The sequence below is a fragment of the Paenibacillus sp. GL_099_B genome (assembly GCF_057835695.1).
Genome location: NZ_CM174430.1, coordinates 4094033 through 4116416 on the forward strand (window position 1 = coordinate 4094033; position 22384 = coordinate 4116416).

General features: G+C 45.1%; 21 protein-coding genes and 1 pseudogene. 6 read left to right on the forward strand and 16 right to left on the reverse strand.

All coding sequences use genetic code 11. The annotated features are described in order from the left end of the window. Window positions 1-178 precede the first annotated feature (178 nt). Window positions 179-793, reverse strand: coding sequence for a histidine phosphatase family protein (locus AC3ITG_RS18525; protein ID WP_489250962.1), 615 nt, complete (start codon window positions 791-793; stop codon window positions 179-181). A gap of 106 nt (window positions 794-899) precedes the next feature. Here AC3ITG_RS18525 and AC3ITG_RS18530 point away from each other — a divergent pair, with 106 nt between their 5' ends. Further along, entirely contained in the window at window positions 900-1799 is a 900-nt protein-coding gene (locus AC3ITG_RS18530; protein WP_489250963.1) for a LysR family transcriptional regulator, read from the forward strand. A 198-nt stretch (window positions 1800-1997) separates the two neighbouring features. Here AC3ITG_RS18530 and AC3ITG_RS18535 read toward each other — a convergent pair whose 3' ends face one another. The 5 genes from AC3ITG_RS18535 to AC3ITG_RS18555 all read right to left on the reverse strand — a co-directional run bounded on the left by AC3ITG_RS18535 (window position 1998) and on the right by AC3ITG_RS18555 (window position 4905). Next, window positions 1998-2483 carry a small multi-drug export protein gene (locus AC3ITG_RS18535; RefSeq protein ID WP_489250964.1) on the reverse strand — a complete coding sequence of 162 codons (486 nt, stop codon included), beginning with the start codon at window positions 2481-2483 and terminating at the stop codon, window positions 1998-2000. 88 nt (window positions 2484-2571) lie between these two features. After that, window positions 2572-3276 carry a CPBP family intramembrane glutamic endopeptidase gene (locus tag AC3ITG_RS18540; protein WP_489250965.1) on the reverse strand — a complete coding sequence of 235 codons (705 nt, stop codon included), beginning with the start codon at window positions 3274-3276 and terminating at the stop codon, window positions 2572-2574. A gap of 42 nt (window positions 3277-3318) precedes the next feature. Beyond that, window positions 3319-3528, reverse strand: a complete 210-nt coding sequence (locus AC3ITG_RS18545; RefSeq protein ID WP_053779353.1) for a helix-turn-helix transcriptional regulator — start codon at window positions 3526-3528, stop codon at window positions 3319-3321. A gap of 4 nt (window positions 3529-3532) precedes the next feature. Beyond that, window positions 3533-3892 carry a DUF6442 family protein gene (locus AC3ITG_RS18550; RefSeq protein ID WP_489250966.1) on the reverse strand — a complete coding sequence of 120 codons (360 nt, stop codon included), beginning with the start codon at window positions 3890-3892 and terminating at the stop codon, window positions 3533-3535. A gap of 332 nt (window positions 3893-4224) precedes the next feature. After that, complete coding sequence (locus tag AC3ITG_RS18555; RefSeq protein ID WP_489250967.1) at window positions 4225-4905, reverse strand: TetR/AcrR family transcriptional regulator; 681 nt, start codon at window positions 4903-4905, stop codon at window positions 4225-4227. A gap of 170 nt (window positions 4906-5075) precedes the next feature. Between AC3ITG_RS18555 and AC3ITG_RS18560 the strand changes: the two genes are divergently transcribed. The 3 genes from AC3ITG_RS18560 (at window position 5076) to AC3ITG_RS18570 (ending at window position 7760) form a co-directional block, all read left to right on the forward strand. Further along, window positions 5076-6428, forward strand: a complete 1353-nt coding sequence (locus AC3ITG_RS18560; protein ID WP_489250968.1) for an MATE family efflux transporter — start codon at window positions 5076-5078, stop codon at window positions 6426-6428. Window positions 6429-6579: 151 nt separating this feature from the next. Then, window positions 6580-6900 carry a transposase gene (locus AC3ITG_RS18565; RefSeq protein WP_489250969.1) on the forward strand — a complete coding sequence of 107 codons (321 nt, stop codon included), beginning with the start codon at window positions 6580-6582 and terminating at the stop codon, window positions 6898-6900. Between the two features lie 23 nt (window positions 6901-6923). Then, the gene (locus tag AC3ITG_RS18570) at window positions 6924-7760 is read left to right on the forward strand and encodes an IS3 family transposase (RefSeq protein WP_236703065.1); all 837 of its coding nucleotides are present in this window, start codon (window positions 6924-6926) and stop codon (window positions 7758-7760) included. A 62-nt stretch (window positions 7761-7822) separates the two neighbouring features. Here the strand turns inward: AC3ITG_RS18570 and AC3ITG_RS18575 are convergent, their stop codons facing one another. From AC3ITG_RS18575 to AC3ITG_RS18605, 7 genes and pseudogenes are all read right to left on the reverse strand, one after another. Then, window positions 7823-8461: a sugar O-acetyltransferase gene (locus AC3ITG_RS18575; RefSeq protein ID WP_063562689.1), complete on the reverse strand. Its 639-nt coding sequence runs from the start codon at window positions 8459-8461 to the stop codon at window positions 7823-7825. 195 nt (window positions 8462-8656) lie between these two features. Beyond that, window positions 8657-8878 carry a DUF896 domain-containing protein gene (locus AC3ITG_RS18580; protein WP_076289250.1) on the reverse strand — a complete coding sequence of 74 codons (222 nt, stop codon included), beginning with the start codon at window positions 8876-8878 and terminating at the stop codon, window positions 8657-8659. A gap of 66 nt (window positions 8879-8944) precedes the next feature. Further along, window positions 8945-9150: pseudogene (locus AC3ITG_RS18585) on the reverse strand (LLM class flavin-dependent oxidoreductase); the annotation flags it as partial. A gap of 104 nt (window positions 9151-9254) precedes the next feature. After that, window positions 9255-10889, reverse strand: coding sequence for a type 2 periplasmic-binding domain-containing protein (locus tag AC3ITG_RS18590; RefSeq protein WP_489250970.1), 1635 nt, complete (start codon window positions 10887-10889; stop codon window positions 9255-9257). Between the two features lie 76 nt (window positions 10890-10965). Further along, window positions 10966-11862 (reverse strand): carbohydrate ABC transporter permease, encoded by an 897-nt coding sequence (locus AC3ITG_RS18595; RefSeq protein ID WP_063562693.1) that lies wholly within the window; start codon window positions 11860-11862, stop codon window positions 10966-10968. 1 nt (window position 11863) lies between these two features. Continuing rightward, window positions 11864-12757 carry an ABC transporter permease gene (locus tag AC3ITG_RS18600; RefSeq protein WP_062319113.1) on the reverse strand — a complete coding sequence of 298 codons (894 nt, stop codon included), beginning with the start codon at window positions 12755-12757 and terminating at the stop codon, window positions 11864-11866. A 109-nt stretch (window positions 12758-12866) separates the two neighbouring features. Continuing rightward, window positions 12867-15332 (reverse strand): beta-mannosidase, encoded by a 2466-nt coding sequence (locus AC3ITG_RS18605; RefSeq protein ID WP_489250971.1) that lies wholly within the window; start codon window positions 15330-15332, stop codon window positions 12867-12869. Between the two features lie 127 nt (window positions 15333-15459). On the opposite strand from AC3ITG_RS18605, the gene AC3ITG_RS18610 reads away from it, so the two are divergent. Further along, a complete protein-coding gene (locus tag AC3ITG_RS18610) occupies window positions 15460-16320 on the forward strand; it encodes a helix-turn-helix domain-containing protein (RefSeq protein WP_413371969.1) in 861 nt (286 codons plus the stop codon). A 220-nt stretch (window positions 16321-16540) separates the two neighbouring features. On the opposite strand, the gene AC3ITG_RS18615 is transcribed toward AC3ITG_RS18610, so the two are convergent. Together AC3ITG_RS18615 and AC3ITG_RS18620 are read right to left on the reverse strand one after the other, a co-directional pair. After that, window positions 16541-18004, reverse strand: a complete 1464-nt coding sequence (locus AC3ITG_RS18615; protein ID WP_489250972.1) for a sensor histidine kinase — start codon at window positions 18002-18004, stop codon at window positions 16541-16543. A 1-nt stretch (window position 18005) separates the two neighbouring features. After that, entirely contained in the window at window positions 18006-18722 is a 717-nt protein-coding gene (locus AC3ITG_RS18620; protein ID WP_489250973.1) for a response regulator transcription factor, read from the reverse strand. A 161-nt stretch (window positions 18723-18883) separates the two neighbouring features. Here AC3ITG_RS18620 and AC3ITG_RS18625 point away from each other — a divergent pair, with 161 nt between their 5' ends. After that, window positions 18884-19648 carry a hypothetical protein gene (locus AC3ITG_RS18625; RefSeq protein ID WP_413371971.1) on the forward strand — a complete coding sequence of 255 codons (765 nt, stop codon included), beginning with the start codon at window positions 18884-18886 and terminating at the stop codon, window positions 19646-19648. A gap of 202 nt (window positions 19649-19850) precedes the next feature. Here the strand turns inward: AC3ITG_RS18625 and AC3ITG_RS18630 are convergent, their stop codons facing one another. After that, window positions 19851-22367, reverse strand: a complete 2517-nt coding sequence (locus tag AC3ITG_RS18630; protein ID WP_489250974.1) for a glycoside hydrolase family 38 N-terminal domain-containing protein — start codon at window positions 22365-22367, stop codon at window positions 19851-19853. Window positions 22368-22384 lie beyond the last annotated feature (17 nt).

The following is a 22384-nucleotide window of genomic DNA, read 5'->3' on the forward strand; positions in this document are numbered from 1 at the left end:
ATTTTATCTATCCAGGGTTCGAACCAATTTCTTGATCTCGATACGGTACATGGATTTGTACAATAAAACAAAAAAAGCCGCTAAAATAGCGACTTTTAATGGGATCATGAGTACCAACGACCAGTTGGCCGACTGAATTATTCGACCCGTATGCGTAAAGTTTACAACCGGCAAGTACTTAGTAGTGAGAGACGTCCCCATATAGCTCAATGGATGGATGAGAATTATGAAATGTAATTTTGCTTAAGCTCGCTGAAGGAACATCCGGCAAATTCCCCATATCACTTAACTTCATGCCGTAATAATGGTTCATTAACGTTTTAAGGGTCATACGGTGACTTACAACCAGAACGGTTTCTCCCTTACATTCTACTAAAGTTCTTTCCACAGCCATTACCGCCCGATGTAACAGCTCCGAAAAAGTCTCTCCCTGTCCTGTTGCACGGTATATGTGAGGGTTATTAAAAAAATGATTCCACTCAGCGGTATGCTCATTCTGTATTGTTGCTACACTTTGTCCTTCCCACAGCCCCATATGAATTTCCTTTAATTCATCTAATTTAATGATACTTTCCGAAGTGCTTCCACAAATGATCTGTGCCGTTGCCAACGCTCGCGGACTTGGACTCGAATATATCGCATCAAACGTGACTGTCTTTAAGCGGTCATGCAATCGGGAAGCCTGCCGTTTGCCTTCAGGTGTTAAAGGTGAATCCATGTGCCCCTGCATCTTCTGTTCCAAGTTCCAATGGGTCTGGCCGTGTCTTACGAAATAAATAGTGGTGGTCGTCATGTTGCTGCCTCCTTTTTTGTGTAATTGAATTATAGATTTACGATGTATAAAATAAAAATATAAGTTTTATATTATGTATCAATAAAATATATAGAAGGTGATTGGATTGACTATCAATCTGCATGCATTAATGCTGTTCTATAACGTTGCTCTTACCGGAAGCGTCACTGAGGCATCGAAAAGGCTGAGTATCAGCCAGCCTGCCATCTCTGCCCAAATTCGGAATTTTGAGAAGCAATACAACATCATTTTATTTGAGAAAAAAGGAAGAAACCTGGTTTTGACCCCTTTTGGCCAAAAGCTGTTAAAACCCACCGAAAAACTATTTCTTCTCGAAGAGCAAATCGAAACGATGATTGAAGATTATCATAAACATCCACAGGGAAAACTGCGGATCTCTGGAAACTACTTGGCGACCAGCTTTCTAATCCCCAAGTGGGCTTCCTTATTCAAGCAAAGGTATCCGGACGTAGAAGTGGAAATTACGACAGTGAATTCACAAAATGCACTTGAAAGATTGATGAATTACGAGTCGGATATCGCGATCTTTGGAAACAACGAAGTTACCCATCCCAACGAAAACCATCTTCATTTTATGGAATTATATCAAGACGAATATAAATTTGTGGTTGCCTCGAACCATAAATATGCCAATAGGCAAATTTCTCTGGAAAACATGGTGAGAGAACCGTTTATTATGCGGGAGGAAGGCAGTATGACCCGAAAGAGACTCCTTGAGGTATGCAGTGCTCAGGATGTCAGTCAGCCAAAGATCGAATTGCAATTTAGCGGCATTAATGAAATCATTCAGGCCGTGGTCGCCGGATATGGCGTCAGCTTTGTATCTTCGCTTGTAGCCAGTCCATTTATCCAACGAGGAGAATTAGCTATAGTGGATGTAATTGACGTGCGTTTTACCAACAATATCGTGCTTTGCTCTCATGATAGAGATGTTCTGGAGGGATTCATTCGAGATTTTATTTCAATCGCAAAAACAGTTCGATAACCACTATAAACGGATTTGAATGGTACAATGTTCTGTCTCCTAATCCCAATGGTTATCTGCATAGTATTCAAGCGTCATTGAACTGAATAGGCATAAAAATAGCTGTCGAGCACTTCCTCGACAGCCTGAGCTTACGCTCTGCACAATCATTTTCCTAACGTATTCCTTTACAGATCGTGTATAGGTAAAAAGCGAATCTTAGCGCAAACGGCTTACAACATCAACACCCACGGCGGCTAGTACACCTACGGCGATCGTCCAGACCAAGACACCGATCGTCATCCACAATGTTACATAACGCCTCGATGCTCCCGATAGGAGTGAAATAAATGCCCCAACATGATGGCCGAATACGAGAGGCCCGATCAGCGCGACACCAGGCACGCCGTATTTGTTGAATAGCTTGCGAGCGAGCTCCATTCGCTTGTTCGAACGCCCCTCCCTCTGTTTAGCATTTCGGCGATGACGTAGCTTATCATACAATACAATAATCGCCATGATAGACAGCCAGTTTCCAACCGATGCGGCTATTATCGTCGGAACGGCCGGAATACCGACAATAATCCCGACTGAAGCCGCAACATAGCCTTCAAGAAAAGGCACAAGCGAGAGCAGAAACACAGCCCCTAATTGAATAATAATATTCGCTTCCTTTACACCTTCTAATACGCTTCCAATATCCATCTTCCAACCTCCGGGCGCTGCCAGTATAACAGCATATAATTTAATATCATCCTCGTTCCACCACTAGTTCTATATCCCATTTTTCAAATCAAAGCATTGAGGTTATCAAAACAGAAAGTATTGTACCTAAGGCATTATTCACCATATGCACAACCACCCCCGGCCAAATAGACTTGGTTCGATAAAACAAGTAAGCTGTAGCCACACCCGTAATAAATGCTATAGGCGTAATTTCATTTAGACCATGTGCTACTGCAAAGACAAGAGCACTTACGAAAATGCATACCCAAGGTTGATACCTAAGCAAGGCACTCGTAAGAACGCCTCGAAAAGCCAGTTCTTCACCAATTGGTGTCGCGACAGCGATTAATAGTATCTGGATGATAAAGGAAAGGAATCCGCCTGTTGCAGCTGTACTATAGGATTCCTGAATATTAGTAAACTGGAACCCAAGCATCAAGTAGAGTATTGAAGAAATTTTTGCGAGTGCGAATACACCTACCCCAGCCCCCAAACCGACCAGCAGCCATCGTCCGGATACGCGACTTAAGCCGAAGGAAGCCTTTGTCCGGATTCGAAGGAAGTATGCTCCCAAGAATGCACATACGGCAGCAAATGCGGATAGTGCCGAGAAACTTAATCCAAAAAATACAGTATCCTCCGGTATAAACGCACTGATAATTTGTACCATGACCAAAACGACTACAACATATATAACAAAACACACTACAATTTCAGGCCAACCTGGGCGACGCAGTTGATTCATTTCTTCATGCATTTTTACTTCAGTCATCTTCAATCACCTTATACTGGATATTAAATTCCATTTTCAGATTCAATCAAAATAAAATAGGTCTTCAAACTTCTTATCCAAAGCAATACAAAGAATCAAGGCCAGTTTTGCTGTTGGATTAAATTGGCCTGTTTCAATGGAACTAATGGTATTCCGAGAAACGCCGACTAATTTTGCGAGCTGTGCCTGTGATAAATTTTGTTCAGTCCTTACTTTTTTCAAATGATTTCTCAGGATCAATTCATCTTCCATTGGATCACCCTATATAAGTTGTTATCAATTTATAAATATGGACAACCGATAAAATCAGCGTTGCAAGTGTATAAATAATTGAAAGCACAATATCGTGTCTAAGTTTCATTCGGATTGCTTTGACGATGAAGCCAGCGGCGGAAATAGAAAAAATGATGGCATATAAGCCAAAATCCATACCATCCCCAATCAGACTTTGTGTTACAAAAAAGATGGTGGCTATTATGATCGCCGTAATAGAACCAACATTTCCCGCATTTATCTGAACTTCCATTTTAAATAAATCCTTATTCTTGTTTTCTTTTCTGCTTTTCGACAAAATTTCATCTTTATTAATACGAATCCCTCCCAACCTGTTTGCCAAGTTTACTTGTCATATTATTAATATATATATGCCAAGTTTACTTGTCAATATTTCATAAAAAATTTGGGTGTCGTTATAACTAAATGGAGGTGTATCTATCCGAGATATAGCTTACAGTACTTACTTGTCGTTAGATGATTGATGGTTGCGGTCCTACAAAAAATGCCCCCTCAAAGTTAGATGTCATCTAACTTTGAGGGGGCAGCGGAAGATACTTAAGCAATTACGTCCATGCTTAGAAGAAAGACCCTGTGTCTAATCCTCATATCACAACAATAAGCCTTATCAAAAACCGCACATCCGATATCCGGATGTACGGTTTTTTTTACATTCTAATTTTCTTGTTCCTTTATCACCTGCTCAATTCCCGACAAAATCAGCTTCAAACCGAACTCAAACGCTCCGTCGCTCCCCATCATCTCAAACAGCCCGCCCTTGTGCATTCTCCGGAACAGTCCTGCTTCCGTCTCGCTCATGGAGTCCAGAAGCTGAATCATCTCCCCGCCCGGAAGCTCTCCCTGGTCCTTAATCATTACGGAGACCGTGCGCTGATGCTCATAATTATCCAGAACGAAGAAGAAAACATAGTTCACAAGCGTAAGAACGGCTTGCAATTTCTGCTCTTGCTCAAGTGGCGTCGATTCCATGCAGAGCAGCATACGGTTGGTGAAGCGAATCATGTCCGGCTCATGGGGCAGGGTCTGCATCATAAGCTGCGTGGAGCAGGGATACCGGCGGAGTACACTCCGTATCGATATCGCAAGGCCCTCCATTTGCACCTTCCAGTCCCCGTCGGATTGGAATTCGTTCAGGATCATTTTCGATATCTGGTTGGCCAGATGCTGGTAGAGATGCTGCTTGCTCTTAAAGTACCAGTACAGAGAAGGAGCTTGAATACCCAGCCGATCGGCCAATCGCCTCATACTGAATTTCTCAATGCCTTCATCCCCAAGAAGCTCCCAAGAGGTTTCCAAAATCTTATCCTCCGAAATCTGAGGCTGTTGTTTTTTCATCCGTATCCGCCCTTTTATCTAACAGTGTAAGATATGCTTTACAGGTTCATAAGTTCATGATAACATCTAACACTGTAAGGCACAAACTAACACTGTTAGATTGGAAATTGGAATATCGTTCGAATTCCAAATCATTTCAAAAAATAAATGAAGAAAGTAGTGACTCACACATGGATGCAGAAAACCTCCATTATTTTGAAAAAGCACCGATCGCAAAAGCCGTAGCTCACTTTGCTGTACCGATGATGTTAGGTACGTCGATGAGTGTCATCTATTCTATCCTGAACGCCTATTTCCTTGGTACACTGGGCAACACTGCCATGTTAACCGCACTCGCTCTAACCTTGCCATTATTCGCTGTAATTATGGCGCTCGGCAACTTGATTGGTATGGGTAGCGGTACATTTATCTCCCGTTTGTTAGGAGAAAAAAGATATGATGATCTAAAACATGTTTCTTCATTCGCCTTTTACAGCAGTTTAGTTCTTGGTCTAATCGTAATGGCCATCGGCCTCCCGCTGATCGACCCAATTGTTCATAGCCTGGGAGCAACGCCTGAATCCTTCGGATTTACAAAAGACTATGTCACGATTATGCTTATCGGTTCGCCATTCGTCATATTATTCTTCACGCTGGAGAACATCGTGCGCTCGGAGGGTGCAGCAATCACATCCATGATCGGAATGATTCTTAGCGTGGTTGTAAATATTATTCTTGATGCGATTGTCATCTTCATTTTCCATTGGGGTGTAATCGGCGTTGCTTCTGCAACGGTCATTTCTAACTTGGTTGCCAGTGTTTTTTACGCATACCATATGGGATATAAAAGCCAATTCTTGACTGTCTCTGTAAAATGGTTCAAGGCTTCCAAGGAAATTATGAGTAATGTTTTCAAAATCGGAGTTCCTGTCTTTATAATGAGTGTCTTCTTGGGTGCAATGTCGCTCATTTTGAACCATTTTCTTGTCGAATATGGAGATCAGGCCATAGCGGGATACGGAATTTCATCACGTTTGTTGCAATTTCCTGAGTTTATTCTGATGGGCTTATGCGAGGGAGTTGTGCCGTTGATTGCCTTCTCTTTTACAGCGAATAAATTACGTATGAAACATACTATTGGATTTACGATCAAAGCGATTTTGGCGTTAGCTGTTGTGTTCGGCGTTGTCGTCTATTTGATTTCCGACCACTTAATTGGTTTATTTACGAATGACCCGCAATTAATTGAAATGGGTAGCTACATTCTGCATGTGACGTTCCTATCCTTGTTCATTACAGGAATGACCTCGTTGTTTGTGGGGATCTTCCAAGCAACTGCGCAAGGAACGGCCGCGTTTGTTATGTCAGTCATTCAAGGAATTACTCTGATTCCTGTACTCTATATCGCCAACCGACTAAACGGCTTCCACGGGGTTGTATGGTCACTCGTCATTGCGGATGTAGTCGCGTTTCTTGTTGGAGCCATCATGCTGTATATTCTTCGTAACAAATTGCAGCCAGATTTAGAGAATCTAGTGCACTAGAAAACAGTTTTCCACCTAATCAACTAAATACTAATCAAAATAAGAAAACCGTTCCTCTTGTCTAGGATGGTATTATCCCCTTTAAGTAGACACTTGAAAAAACCTTCATGTTATCATGAGGGTTCAAGTGACACTTGGAGGGGATATTTTTATGGCCAAAAAAGGACAAACATTTCAGACGTATACCGAAGAGTTTAAATTGAATGCAGTTAGATCCTATGTCGAAGGTTCTTCAAGTTACAAGGTGGTCGCTGATCGCGAAGGAATTCGAAACTGTTCACAACTGAAGGTGTGGGTGAAAAAATGGAAAAACGGGGAAGCGTTTGATGAGCGAAAAAACAATGTTCCGAATCCAATGAAAGGACGTCCTCGTACGGCCTTTAGCAGTGTAGAAGAAGAACGGGATTACCTTCAAGCAAAGGTGGATTATTTAAAAAAGCGGTATCCAAATCTAGTAAAGGAGAAGCGCTGAGCCAACGGGAGAACTACGATATCATAGACGAATTGCGCTGCTCGCATGGCATTACACGCCTATTATCGATTACAGGAATACCCCGTTCCAGTTACTACAAATGGCGAGCAACACAGCCGCAGCGAGACGCAAGACAAGACCGTGAGCGTGAGATCAAAGAACACATGATGGCTATTCATTTTGCAAACCGAGAGTTTGGTTATCCTCGCATGACAACGGCGTTGTGGGAGGCTGGTCTGAACGTTAATCACAAGAAAGTATGGCGAATCATGCGGGAACTATCGATCCAATCGGTAATTCGTAAGAAGCGGAAGAAGTCCAGCTATACGCCATCTGTGATTTATCCGAATCGCCTGAAGCGCAAATTTCATGCCACAGCACCCCAGCAAAAAATGGTGACGGATATTACTTATATTTCAGATGGAAACACATTCGTTTACCTGTCTGTGATTCAAGACTTGTTCAACAACGAAATTGTAGCTTGGCAATTATCTAAACGGAACGATGTTCAGCTCGTATTGGATACGGTGGAACAATGGACACAAAAAAGAGACGTTTCGGAAGCCGTGCTCCATTCGGATCAGGGCTTCCAATACACGTCTCAGGCGTACAACACACGATTAGAAGCATTCGGCGTGAAGGGCAGCCACTCTCGCAAAGCAACCTGCCTGGATAACGCATGCATCGAATCCTTCTTTTCGCATCTCAAGACAGAGAAGCTGTACCTTAACCAGTGTAATTCAGAAGTAGAGATTCGACAAGCCGTGGAAGATTATATGTACAATTACAATTACCGACGTTTTCAAGCCAAACTCAAACAGCGCGCACCGATTGAATATCGATGCGCACTGGCAGCATAGCTTTTTTCATCTGTCTACTTGACAGGGGTAAGACCAAGGAACGGTTTTTTTTTTATGTGTTTTTATTCAATTACACTGCAATCAGCCAGAACTTCCGGTTTATAACGCATGCTGTCCGATTCTGTGATGGGGCGAATGACTCTGCAGGGTACACCCGCTGCAAAAGAGCCCTCAGGAATATCTTGGGTCACTACACTTCCAGCACCAATGACGCATCCGTCGCCAATGGTAACACCGCCGCATACGGTGACGTTAGCCGAAATCCAAACATCATTTCCGATGGTGACAGGTTTAGCATAACAGAGCGACTTAGGTTCCCCGTTTTGGTCCAGCATTTGTCGACGTTCTGAAGCAATGAATGGGTGAACCGGTGTAACAATAGTCACATTAGGTCCAAAGCTGACGTGATCACCAATGGTAACCTTAGCATCATCCTGGACGGTCAGATTGTAGTTCGCAAAAAAATGGTTACCGATTTCTGTGTGAACGCCATAATGAAAGAAAATGGGGCCTTGTATAAAACAACGCTCTCCTTTTCGACCCAGAATCTGCATGAGTAATGCTTCGCGTTCCTCCGTTTGATCCTCAAAAGTACGACTGTATTGACTACTAAGATTGTGAGAGCGAAGCTTAATAGCCTTAAGATCAGGATGGCCGGGACTAAATAAGATCCCATTAAAAATTCGTTCTTCTTCAGTCATGTTATCAACTCCTGTTATGATTACTTCGATACATGAATCAACCTAAGACTTTGTACAATACCTTTATAATGAATATTTATAAAGTGTATAAAAAGCATCCTACGAAATCAACTACAAAACAAGTGTATTTATCCACACCATTTCTGTCAATGAATACTCGGAGGCTTTTCGTTCTTCCCAAAAAGTTTATTTTCCCTACAAACTGATTCCCTTTTCATTTCGTACTTTGTCCGGTGTTACATCATTTCCATCTGGATCAAGTATGGTAAGCACTGAAAAAGTGTTTAGAACTTGCCCACGAATTTCCCGTAAATAGTCTTCTCGTAATACTTGTTGTTCAACTCGTTCCGCATTGGTCAAACCTTCTTCACGCTCTTTTTTCGCCAATTCATTAATGCGACCTAAATGTTTAATCATCCTTTTCCTCTCCTTCTTTACAATTAATCTTACTGGTAGTCTAGCACCGAAATGCATACATTGCACCTATTTATTAGATAACGCCGGGAAATATGGAACCACTTCCTCCCCTAATTCTTGAATCACCTCGTCAACCGGACGTGTTCCATATTTCAAGTTGAATGCAAGATGATTCACACCGATTCCTTTTAAAGCATTGAGGTATTCAATTAAATTAAAAATTTATATCCGCTCCTAAATCCTAAGTGTATAGGGGTTGGATCTTCATCTGGAGGTTAAGGCTTGGTGAATGAATTACCGGGAAATTGAATGATTAGCGTTATGATGAAGCAGGAATAAACGAGAACTGTCACGTTCGACAGTCCCCGTCTCCTAATTACTGAATGCCTTGAAGCTCCTCATTCCATTCCTGCTTGAGCTCACTCCAATGTGCTCGTTTTTCCAGTGCAGCCTGGAAATCACTCCAAGCCTGTTCAAATTGTGAGTCATCCTTAGCCATAATCAGCTTGGCTTTATACTCTTTTCGCACATTATCAAGTTCAGGCAAATATTTCTCCCATAAGCCACCCGGTTTGGCCTTCACCATATCGTAGTTTTCAGCAACCCTGGTCCCACCCATTTTGCCAATCTTTTCGGTGAATTCGATCGTTTTGAATCTTCCTTTCGGATCAGTAACCCCATAATTCCACCATGGATACCAGTCATTACTATAGGAAGATGCCGCGTAAAGCTCTGGCGTCGTGCTTGCCTTCTTCGCTTGATCTCCAGAGTCATGCAAAGCTTTATATTTCTCGTCTGTGTACACCCATTTTCCTAACGGTTTATCCACCCAATCCCAGAACTCCCCTGGCGGACCTTCATTCACAACCTGCTGCTGTTCGGGCTTGGGCTGTAATGTGTAATCGAAGAAAGCAAGAATGGAATCGAGATTTTTTGTATTTTTATTGATAAATACGTCATTAGCAGGATAAGGATTGATAATCTGATTAGCGCCAATCTCACTCACGCCATCCACTTTCGGATAGGGAATGACATCATAGTACCATGCCGGATCGGTTGGTCCGTCGAGAACCTCCCATAACTGGGCGTCCATATTAAAGAACCCACCTGCATTCAAGGCTACACGTCCGGATTTGTTTTTCTCTTTGTAACGCTCCTTCTTGTCTGTGATCGCTTCGTGATCCAGAAGCCCTTCCCGGAACATGTTGTTCATCCATTGGTAAGCCGCTTTATATTGCGGATTGTCATAGATAAACTGATAGTCATTACCTTGCTTCTCTACTGGAATGACGCCGCCCGCTGTGCTGACCGTAACGCCAAATGTACTCAGGATGACATTTTCATCGCTTGCGTCAGAGAGAAAACTAAGAGGAATCAAAGGTTTCCCGTTTTCATCCTTCTGCTTAGCCGACAATCTCAAATACTTCTCTATACCGTCCAACGATTTCAGATCATCCATCGTCATGCCGGTTTTCTCCAGTACATCTGTACGGACAAACCAGCCGTAGGAAGCCCAACCGGGCCAAGGATCATCGGGATTTTGATCAAACCATGTCGGAATGGAATAGATATGTCCGTCCGAAGCTTTCATTTGATCCAGATAGATTTTCGGAATGGAGGCCAATCCAGGATATTTATCCGGCATATCGAAGTATTGCTCCAGCGGAAGAACACTGCCCGAACGCGTCATCGCAGTGGTCACGACATCACTACGTGAGAACAGAGCTGCATCATCAAAACCACCAGTATTCAATTTCAGGTTCAGCTCTGTCATTACATCGCCCTGCGTAGCCTCCAGCCGAACGTCTATGCCCGGCTCCTTTTCTTTCCAATACATTTGGACCATACTTTGGTTATTAATTGTTGCGTTCCACCCTAGCCATAGCTTAAAAGAATCTGCAGAACTGCTGCCACTCTCCGTACTGCTGCTTGAGCATGCCGTTATCCCAAACATCAGTAGAGCCAAGGATAATAGCGCCAGCTTTCTTCCCTTTTGTTGACGTAAACTCATCACATGCGTCCCCCTCGGTTATTTTGAAATTGTATAGGATTAGAAAACCCATTCTGTTGCTTCATTTTTCATTGGGTTATCCTTTTACTGAGCCGATAAGCACACCTTTTACAAAATACTTTTGCAGGAATGGGTACACACACAGGATCGGAAGCGCGCTTACCATGACTGTCGCCATTTTGATGGACATGAGTGTAACGTTAGAGAGCATGGTGCCCCGGGCAAGCGCTTCCTGATTATTGTTGGATCCGAGGACAGTCGAAATATCCTGGGCAGACAGCAGTTGTTGCAAAAACGTTTGAACCGGAATCAGATTCTGATCTGAAACATAAAATGCGCCAGAAAACCAGTCATTCCAGTGCCCCACTGCAGTAAAAAGGCCAATGGCTGCAAGCATGGGTTTCGAAAGCGGCATAATAATAACGAAAAGAATGCGGACAGGATTGGCGCCATCAATCTCAGCCGATTCGATCAGTGCTTCCGGAATCCCCTGGATGAATTTCATCATCACAAACATATTCCACGCCGAGAAAGCGGACGGAATGATATACACCCAGAATGAGTTTAATAATGACAAGTGATTAAGCTGGATATACAAAGGGATTAATCCGCCACTAAACAGCATCGTAATCAGCACGTATCCCAGGAGGGATTTCCTGAAAGGAAGCTGCCGGTAGGACAAGCCATAAGCCGCCAGAAGTGTGATGAGTAAGCCGACAAAAGTGCCTACGATCGTACGGGATATCGTAATTAAGTAGGCATGTTGAATAACCGAATTCCCAAGCACAACCTCATAATTGTACAAAGTAAACTCCCTAGGCCACAGATAGACACCGCCTTTTGCCGCATCGCTGCCAACGTTTAAGGAAACGGCGAGCATATACGTGAATGGATAGATTACCGAGATACAGAGAAGTGCCAATAGAAACACAATAATTGTCTGGCCCACCCGTTCCCTCATAGAAGTTCTCATATTACCAAAGCCCCTCTCCGTTGAACTTTCGAGCCATCTGATTGGTGCACAGTACCAACACCAGACTGATGACCGAAGAAAGGAGACCCACTGCAGTGGCCATTCCAAAATAACCTTGCTGCAAGCCATTGCGTAAAATATATGTGTCTAGCACATCCGCGACTGGCTGATTGGCCGGATTCATCAAAGGATAGATTTGATCCATGCCTACTGCAATCAGTCCAGGCATACTGAGAATCAACACGATGGAGATGGTCGGCATTATACCCGGCAGCGTAATGTTGCGAATTTGTGCGAGCCGCCCTGCCCCTTCCACCCTTGCGGCTTCATAGAGCTGCGGGTCAATCGTTGTAATTGCTGCCAGATACAAGATCGTATTCCAGCCGACCTCCTTCCATAAACCGCTCACTACGATCATGGGCCGGAACCACTCTGTGGATCCCAAGAAAAAGACAGAATCTCCCCCGAGCTTCTCAATCAGCTGATTAACTAATCCGCCGTCCAACGTCAGCAGGGATTGCAGAATATAAGCCACCACGATCCATGAAAAGAAATGCGGAAGATAACTAACGGATTGGACAAACCGCTTGTATTTGTTGTTTTTCACCTCATTGATGAGCAATGCCAAAATAATAGGAGCTGGAAATCCGAATACAAACTTGAGAATCGCGATGTAAATTGTATTCTTCACCACAATCCAGAACTGTTCATCTTGCAAGAATGAGAAGTTTTCCAAACCAACCCATTCACTACTCCACATCGTGCTGCCGATGTGAAAATCCTTGAATGCCACCTGGATGCCCACCATCGGAATGTAGCTGAAGAGAAGCAGCAGGATCGCACCAGGTAAAATCATTACATATTGCCAACGGTATTTTGCCAGTCGTTCAATCATTTAACCACCTCTGCCATCAGTATAGAGATCAATTGAAAGCGGTAACATATAACAACGATCGGATTTCTATCGATTGGATTGGCAATATCAGAAAAGTCGAAGTAACAACTTACAAATCAAATACGCTGCGTACGATTAGCTGTGATTGCAGTTCTTCAAGGGATGCCGATCTGTTGAGATCATCTTTCCTCAGAGAAATGGTCTTTCTTTCACCTGCTGACAAGTCAAAATAATTGTTACTGAAAATACCGTCTAATTCACTGAAATCCAGTTCCACAAACCGTGCAAAGGCTTTCGAATCAACCGTAATAACAAAACGATCCTCTTCTTCCGTCATCGTGGTCTCAATTGCAGGATCAATAAAACCAAAATGCTTTGGCTTCACAAATAATACTGTACCTTCACTGACAACTTCACCATCCATCACAAAGGAAAACTGTAAATACGTATTCCGTTTCTTGGCAGTTGTATCGAGCATCTCAGTGAAATCAAGCTGTTCGAATAATGATGTTGATAACGCTTTCAACTCGATTACTTTTGAAGAAGCTACGATTTCATTGGAATTCGAATCCATGAGCCTCCATTTGAATTCTCCTTGTACAGCACTCCTACTCTCATTCGATACGTGAAGTTCTACCTTCGAACCATCTTCCCGAGCCGATACAAGAACAGGCGCGAAAAAGCGTTTGGCTGCATAATGCAGTGCTTTCCAGCGACCAAAGTAATCGATACTGGACCAGGAAGCAACAGGCCAGCAATCATTCAACTGCCAGTACAGTGCTCCCATACAGCGTCCACGATGTCTGCGCCAATGCTCTACCCCACATGAGATACCTTCAGCCTGAATGAGCTGTGAAGCGTATAACAGGGAACTGAAATCTTTTGGCAAGCGATACGTCTCCCCAATGTAATACAGAATTTTCTCATTTCCCGTACCATTCTTCTGATGAGATTCCATGACCGGTGAGAAGATATTGCGGTCTTCCGGCAACGTAAACGTCTCTATGGTCTTGTGATTCGGAAAGGATTGCAACCCGAATTCGGACATGTAGCGCGGAAACAATGTGCGGAATTCGGTAAAAGGTTTCTTGCCATGCCATACATCCCAGTAATGCATGTCTCCGTAATTTTCATCGTTTGGATTGTCAAAGCTGCCTTTGGATGAAGGCGAAGCTAACCAGTAGAACGTGTTCGGATCATATTCCTTCGCAATAGCCGGAAGTAATACCTCGTATTGCTTAATATAGTCTGCTTGTAACTGTAAGGATGTTTTCTTCGCCCAGTCCCATTCGACCCAAGCCATCTCCTGCTCATTGTTTCCACACCAGATTCCTAATGAGGCATGATGACGCAAGCGTTTCATGTTATCGATGGTCTCTTTTGTAATCGATTGCTGAAATTCCTCAGTCAATTCATATACACCGCAGGCATACATCAAGTCCTGCCATACAATCAAGCCGTATTCGTCGCACAAATCATAAAAGTAATTCTCCGGATAATGTCCGCCACCCCAGACACGAATTGTATTGAAATGGGCTTGCGCACAGCTCTTGATCAATCGTTCTGTCCGATCTGGGTTACAACGCGGCAAGATGTTATCTTCCGGAATATAGTCAGCACCCATCGAGAAAAAGGATACACCGTTCACTTCGAATTCGAAGGACTCACCCCACTGATCCTGCTCTTGTTTAACAGTTAATGTTCTCAGTCCAATGCGCTTATCATCACGATCCAGCTCCACGCCTTGTTCCATAAGCGCAACGCTCAGCTGATACAATGGCTGATTGCCCAGGCCATTCGGCCACCATAACTCGGGATGGTCCACTTCGATCCAGATATGATGATCCCCATCATTCACGACAGACGTGCATCCTTTCAATGTCTCCCCGGAAGGAGTATCTAAGGTGACCGTGATCTCCCGCTCTTCTTCGACCCAACCAGATGCCCTTACGCGAACATCTAGGGTCACTTTGCCTTCGCTATGCATCTGTGTAATGTAGACATCTTCCATACGGGCATGGTCATAGCCTTGAATGGAGATATTCCTCCAGATTCCCAAATCAGGTAATTGTGGACCCCAATCCCAACCGAACATGGAGTGTGCTTTACGCAAATGTGAGATTCCTTCTACTGCATCACTGCAGTTAATCAACGGGCGCTCCGCTTGTTTACGCAGTACATACTCCACAGGGGAACGAAGAATAATGTGTATGGTATTTTCACCTTGTTTGATAAAGGAGGTAATATCGATTTCATAAGTACTGTGCATATTACTTACATTCGCGATATTCATTCCATTCAGAAACAATTCACCAATTGTATCCAACCCTTCACATAACAGGATGATCCGGTCATGCTTGAGATCCGCTTCGTTCACTTCAAATGAGTGTTTGTATTCATAATCATAATTACACAGTTCAAGTGCCGCCTGCTCTTGCTCGCGGTAGTAAGGGTCTTCCATTTGTCCAGCTTGAAGCAAATCATTAAAGACCGAACCTGGAACCGTCGCCGGAAGCCATTCGGCATGATCCACTCTCTTCATTTGCCACCTGCCATTGAGATCGATAAGCAACATTTGCGATACCTCCTGATGTCTTTGTAATCTATTTCATTCTATCAAGAGGCCTTCATACTTTCTTATGTTGTGTTCACGGAATTCGTGTGCTATTTTGACATTAATAACAATAGGAGAGGATCGAGCCATGATCAAATACACAGCGTCTACTCACATCCATCCCGACCTGCTCGTAGATCCATTCTGGGTCGATTCCTTATCGAAAGTATCACCCGAGCATACCCATGACTTTTACGAGTTCTTCATTCTAAGTGAAGGGCAGTGCCAACATATCGTCAATGGAACAACCCAGCATTTAAGGCCGGGCTGCCTTGTCTTTATTCGACCGCACGATATTCACCGTTATGAGCCGGAAGGCACTCAGGACTGCCGTTTTCTGAATAGCCCTTGTCGATCTGCAGTAATAGAAGAAGCTTTTGCCTACTTGAATGAACAGAAGTATGCACAAGGACTATTGCAGGCACCCGTTCCCCAGATCGCCATGTTATCTCAGTTAGAAATGACAGAGATGATTCGAAGCTTTGAACGGATTATGATGCTCTCCACCGTTGATAAGAAGAAAGCTCGCGTATATGCAAAAGGTCTGATTATTCAGATCTTGACGCAGCATTTCTTTGCGCTGGAAACCATTGAACAACCCATTCTCCCGCTATGGTTTGAGCATGCGATCTCCAAAATGCAGCTGAAAGAGAACATGAATCGTGGTCTTCATGCCCTCTATGAATTGTCAGGTCGAAGCGTTGGTCATGTGAACCGCGCCTTCCGTCAATATCTGAATCAGACACCAACAGAGTATATTAATCAGCTTCGGCTAAATGTAGCCAAAAACTTGCTGCTCACGACTGAGCTTCGCGTGCTTGAGATTGCACTGGAAGCGGGATTTGAGAACGTCAGCCACTTCTACCATCAGTTCAAAAAATTCTATAATCAAGCCCCGTTAGATTTCCGTAAAAACGCGACAATGAATAAGGTATCGCTGCTGCCATAGGGAATTCAAAGCATTCATGCGGTGAAATCTACAGCCTCCCATCATATCCGTACTAAAAACTCAAAAAAACTCTCCCTATATGCAGGGAGAGCAGAGTAAACACAAAGCACCTTAAGCGGAGTATTTATATTGGCGACACGAACCCCTTCGAGCATTTCCTCTATTTCTCTCAATTCGAGGTTTGGTGCAACTAGAAGGGCATAGTTGCCATCCTTTCCTTTCAGACACGTTGAGCCGCAGGGAAGCCGAACGAGATTACAGCTCCTCCCTCCTTACGGTTGGTAGCCTGAATCAGCCCGCCGCAGCGTTCCACAATGGCCCGGGCAATCGCCAGACCCAGTCCGGACTCACCGTCTTTTCCTTTGACAAAACGGTGGAATAAGGTGGGCAGCAGCTCCTGCGGAAAGCCGGGACCGTCATCTGAAACGGATAGCGCGATCTTCCCTTTTTCCAAGTTCACAGTGATGTGAATTTCTTCTTTGGCGTATCTTGCAGCATTCGTCACGACGTTGAGCAGTGCCTGCAGCAGTTTATCCTGATCAGCCATGACGAACAGCTCCTTATTCTCCGGACAAGCGATATGGAGTGTAAGTCCTTTCTTTACAAGCAGCGGATTGACACGTTCGGACGTTTCCGTCAACAATTCATTCAGACTGACCTTGGAAGGTTTGAAGATATCCTCTTCACTATCCAGCTTCGCGAGCAGCGTCATTTCGGTAACAATCTTTCCTAATCTGCCGCTCTCCCCCAGGATCACGTCCAGCCCTTTACGAACGTTCTCACCTTCAAAGATCCCATCTCGAATGCCCTCCGCATAGCCTGCAATGGACATCAGAGGGGTCTTCAGCTCATGAGAAGCATTCTGGAAAAACTGCTTCTGCACCTCATTGAACCTGTTCAGTTCACCAGCCATCTCGTATACCGTCTGTGCTACAGCTCCAATCTCACCGCCAGCCTTGACCAGCTGCACATCCGTGAAATGACGTTGTTTGACCTTCTTAAGTTCCTGCTTTAGATTCATCAATGGCTGAATCAGCCTTTTCGTAATAAACAAACTGAGCAGGAACATCATGGCTCCAACAATACAGATCACCAGGATGAGACGCCCCAGAAGCGCCTGTTCGATTGCTTTGATCTTGCTCATAGGAGTCAACAGAGTCAGGGTTCCTTGGGGGATGGGACTGACATCCATCACATAACGCCCATCGGTCCCCTTCCACAGGTCCTTGATGCTGGATGAAGTGACCGCTGTGTATTTCGACAAGTTTGCTGGTACGGCTTCAGTCAATGTGTTACTGCTCGCCATTCCGGTTGTACCACTCACAGACAAAGTCCCTGACAGCACATTTCCGTTAAAATCAGTGACAAAGGCTTCAACATCCGCAGGAATGAGTGTTGAAGGAGCACTCGTAGCCTCTCCCGTTACCAACTGGACGGACTGCATACCCGTAATATTCAAATTAGGCATTGTGACAGCAGTTCCAGTGGTAAGTACAGGACTCATTGTGAGATCCCCCGTTTTCGTTATAGAAGCGGACATCGCCGCACTTAACGTCTTGAGATCATTCTTCTCTGTCCCAATGAAATGATCCAGCAGCACATAATGAAGTAAAACAGCCGTGACGGAGAGGATCAGAACCAGTGACAATCCGAACGCAAGATTAATTTGATGAACAAGTTTCATATTAAACTTCACTCCGATCTGTACGCATACGATACCCGTGTCCCCACACCGACTCGACGGGAAGTTCCTCAATCTTTTTGCGAATCCGCTTAATTAAATGATCCACGGCACGGTCACTGCCAAAATAATCTTCTCCCCAGACAAAACTGAGCAGCTCGTCCCTCGTAAACGCACGATTCGGATGTTCAGCCAGTACCTTGAGCATGGTAAATTCTTTGCTGGTCAGGTCCACTTCTTCCCCTCGCCATATGGCCCGCCTCTCTTCCAACATTAATTGAAGCTCCCCCGTATTGATTCGTGGTGTCGCCGCTTCGCTTACAACAGCTCTTTCTTCCGCACCGGTAAGTCTAATCCAACGTTCCAGCTGCCGCTTGATGCGGGCTACCAGCTCACGGGGGCTGAAAGGCTTCACCAAATAATCGTCACTGCCCAGCTCAAGGCCAAGTATTTTGTCCACCTCATTATCCTTCGCCGAGATCATAATAATGGGTACCTCTCCTTCATTACGGATGCGTTTGCACAATTCATAGCCATCCATTCCGGGCAGCATAATGTCCATCACCCACATGCTCGGCGGACTTATTCTATATAAAGACCAGGCATCCTCGGCATTAGCAAGGCCTATCGTTCGATAGTTCTCTTTGTGCAAATAAGCTTGAATCAGTGTGCGTATATTCTCGTCATCATCTACAACCGCGATGAGGTAATCGTTATTCATGAACGGGGCCTCCTGTACTTTTCTCTATAGTGAGTATACCAAAGGTATATATATGGGAAGAGCTTTGCCATTGTTTTTCCACAATTACACCAATATTGTGCCACACTCCTTCGGTAAATTGATAACTGTAAGACAAACCAAACCATAAGGAGTGTTACGAAATGAACTACAGTTTTAAATTCAGAAATGTTGCCCTGTCCGCCCTGCTGCTCACTGCGATCTCCGCACCGATTGTCGCGAATGCCGACAGCGCCGCTAACGCAAATGCTGTTACAAATGGAACTGCTACCTTGAAAGAAGCTAAATCCGCCATTGCGACCTTTACATTGGCTAATCCAGTGGAGCAGGCCAAAAAGTACGCGCCAGAAACAGTAAGCGAATGGGAAAAAACGCTGGCCCGTTACAATAAACTGCTTTCACAAAACTATACATCCCAAGTAATGGCCACTTTGGTTGCTGTTGACGTAGACTCTGACGAATGGAAGAAAGTTTCCGAGAACGCCAAACCAGGTGAGATCAAAGAAATGCAGGCCTTAAAGGTTGAGGAAGGCAAACTTACCTCAGTTGAGAGTGTAAAAGCCGAAAAATTACCTAATTCCGAAAATAAGAACACCTTGTCTTTCTCCATTACCACAAGCAGTTCGGATCTGAAAGGATTAGTTGAGAATGCAGAATCTGGAGTGGCAATTGCCCTCAGCCCTCTGAATCTTGACGAAAAATCAACCGGAACAACAAGCGCGGTTATAGCAAATGCTGAAAGTCTTCAATTTAGCGGTACTACAGCTGCCAGTGCATTCTTCTTAGCACAAAGTAATTTGAATAATGCTGTAACAGCTAAGGATGAAGCGGCAATCAAAACTTCCCTTGCCGACCTTCTGAAGCAATACAAAGCGCAAATTACTGAGCTAGAGGCAGCTCAAGAGTAGGTTTAAATACATTTCAGCTTTAACAACATCATTAAGCAAAAACGCCAAATCTTACACGAACTAAAAGACCGAACGCCAACAACCAGCAAACCTCCACATGGAAGCCTGCTGGTTGTTCTTTTATTGTCTATAAGCTATCTCTGCTACGTGTTATCTACTGCCTGACCTGATCTTAAATGAGTTAGGGCTTTTTCCACTCGGTTTATTTTTCATTAACCCGGGTAACCACAAATGGCTCGTTCAACGCATGCAGAGCTGCGGCCATATCTTCAGCCGAAAACCTGCCGCCTGCCGAAATATGATATTGAAACTCATAGAAGCCGCCCAAGGTCGCTTTGAAATTCGTTTCCCAATAATTCGTCATCAGCCAGGCATAAGCTTCCGGTTGAGCGTCAGGCGTTTGCTGCGTGTGGACCTTTCTGGTCCCGTAATCCAGCGTTCCCCATTGCACGAGAGGTGTGTCCGGGACAGCAAGCAGCAGACTGCGGTCATTATCCTGCCAGGCAATGCCCGACTGTACAGCGGAATAATCCAGGCAAGTTCCCGGAATCTGATCCTTCCAGGGGCGAACGAGGCCTCCTGGCTTGTCGGCAAACAGGGTAACTGGCCCAGTGCCTCCTGGGGTGAACGGCAGAGCCAGATAAACGTTCTCCGGATTCCAGATGCTCTCTTTATGGAACCGCGCCGAAATATCCATCCGGTTTTGACGGGTATAGATCCGCAAATGCAGTGAAAAATAGGCGATGCCCTTGAGCTGATAACCAAGCTCAACGGTAGCATACAGCGGTCCATTATCCACCGCGCGTACAGAGATGAGCTGACCAACCGAACGCTCCAGGTTAAGGCCTTTACGGTTGCGTCCCATTTTGGAACGGACGCTCCAAACCTGAGAAGCATCCGTAGGGTTCGCTGGATTTGTCACCTCATAGATGGGTGTAAATGCCCCATACAGATCATCTGCTTTCAGCAGTTCGCGTCCTGTCTCCTTATCGATCCACGAGATAATGCCGCGCTCTTTCGACCAAGTCAAGCGTACAAAAGGGGACTCCAGCCCAGTTTGGCAAACGGAGACCGGCGCTTGCTGTCCGCCTGTCGTTAAGGAATACATATCCTCCATATCGTACACCTGGTCAGCGCCGATCAGCTTCGAATTGGAGGTTGACGTTAAGGAAGAAAGACTCTTCTGAACTGCCAGGATTGGGCGCAGGATCAGTATGCAGCTCTCCATGCCTTGGAGCTTAAGCTCCGCAATAATCGTCTGTGGGTTGCTTGACTGCTGGATCAGCACCTGTCCCGTGTCCTCCCGGATTACTTCTACTCCGTTCAATAGCTCATCTGGTTCCCATCCTTCAAGCTTCAACTGAACCAACTCGGTTACCTCCCGCTCCGAGAGATTCGTGACCTTGAAGCGATAAGGACGCCCCGGGTACAAGGTGGCGGCATTATCGGCAAGCAGCACCTGATCTAGCGCGCGGTAAGCAAGCCTGCTTGCCTCTGCAGCGTGAGCTGTCTTGCGAACCTCAAGCATCTGCACATTTTTGTGCCACGGTTCATAAACAGAGGAGTGATACCCCCAAGTGTGTTCGGCATAAAGAGTAAGCGCCTGCTCTACAGCCTCGGTTTCCTGAAGACTAACACTTTTCTGTTCAGGGTCGAGCTTTTCCACCTTGCGAAGCGTCCGCTGTGCGTCACGGTAAATCTGAGTGTGCATCGGTGTGGAGCTTACACCGTCCGACCACCAGTCTGGCCAATCCCCTTTATGCACAGGCAGACCATCCGTCCCTTCCTCCTTCAAGCGGGCAAAAAAGCCACTCAACGTACTCATCTCCACGGAAATTCCCTCGCCGTTTTGACGGTTCCATGCATCGATCCATTCCATGATTGCGCTATTGGGCGATCCGTTGTCTGTGGGCAATCCGGACAGCATCATCGGCACGAAATCATATGGATACTGTTCCGCCTCAAGCTGGGCTAAGTACCGGTGGATGCGAATATTGGCGATTTGATCATGAATGTTCGCCGGTTCCACAAGTCTGTGGCCGAATTCATCACGAATCATGTATTTGCCAAGCGCACCAGGGCAGAAGCCAAGCTCGTTGCCAAGCATGTAGTGGTCTCCATTCCAGACCAGCAGGCGTTCCCCACTTGGAGCTTCCCACCAGAAAGGGGCCTGCTTGCGGCCCAGCGCATACATGCCGTGATGAGTATGTATACAGCTGAATAAATGTTGGATTCCGTTTTCCAGCAGGCTGTCGGCATATCCCCAGCTGTAGCCGTTGATATCCGCCGTCATCGCACTGTCTATTGGGTGACCGATAGATCCGGCATATGTCTGAGCTTTACTGTGTATTTTGTTCAACAACTGTAGGTCGGGCAGCTCGGTCATATTCAAATACGTGCCGGACAGCTCGATATCGCCCCGTCGCACGGCTTCGGCAAATGCACCTTTTTCTTCGTCTCCGGCCTGCTTCAGGAATTGCTCCACGGCCCAGAAGGTCTCGCAGGTCCAACGGAACCCTTTCCACTCGGGGTTTACGCCGTTATGAGCATCATTAACAATACGCAGCGCCTGACGGATAAAATCGATATGATATTGTTCAATCTTCTCCTGCCGATCGGTATAACCAAGGTCGGTATGGGAATGGTGAATGACGTATATCTTCCATTTCCGTTCAAGCGTCGGGATGGCGGCCTGTTTGATTTGTTGTTCGAGTGTCATCTTTTTTTCTCCTTTAT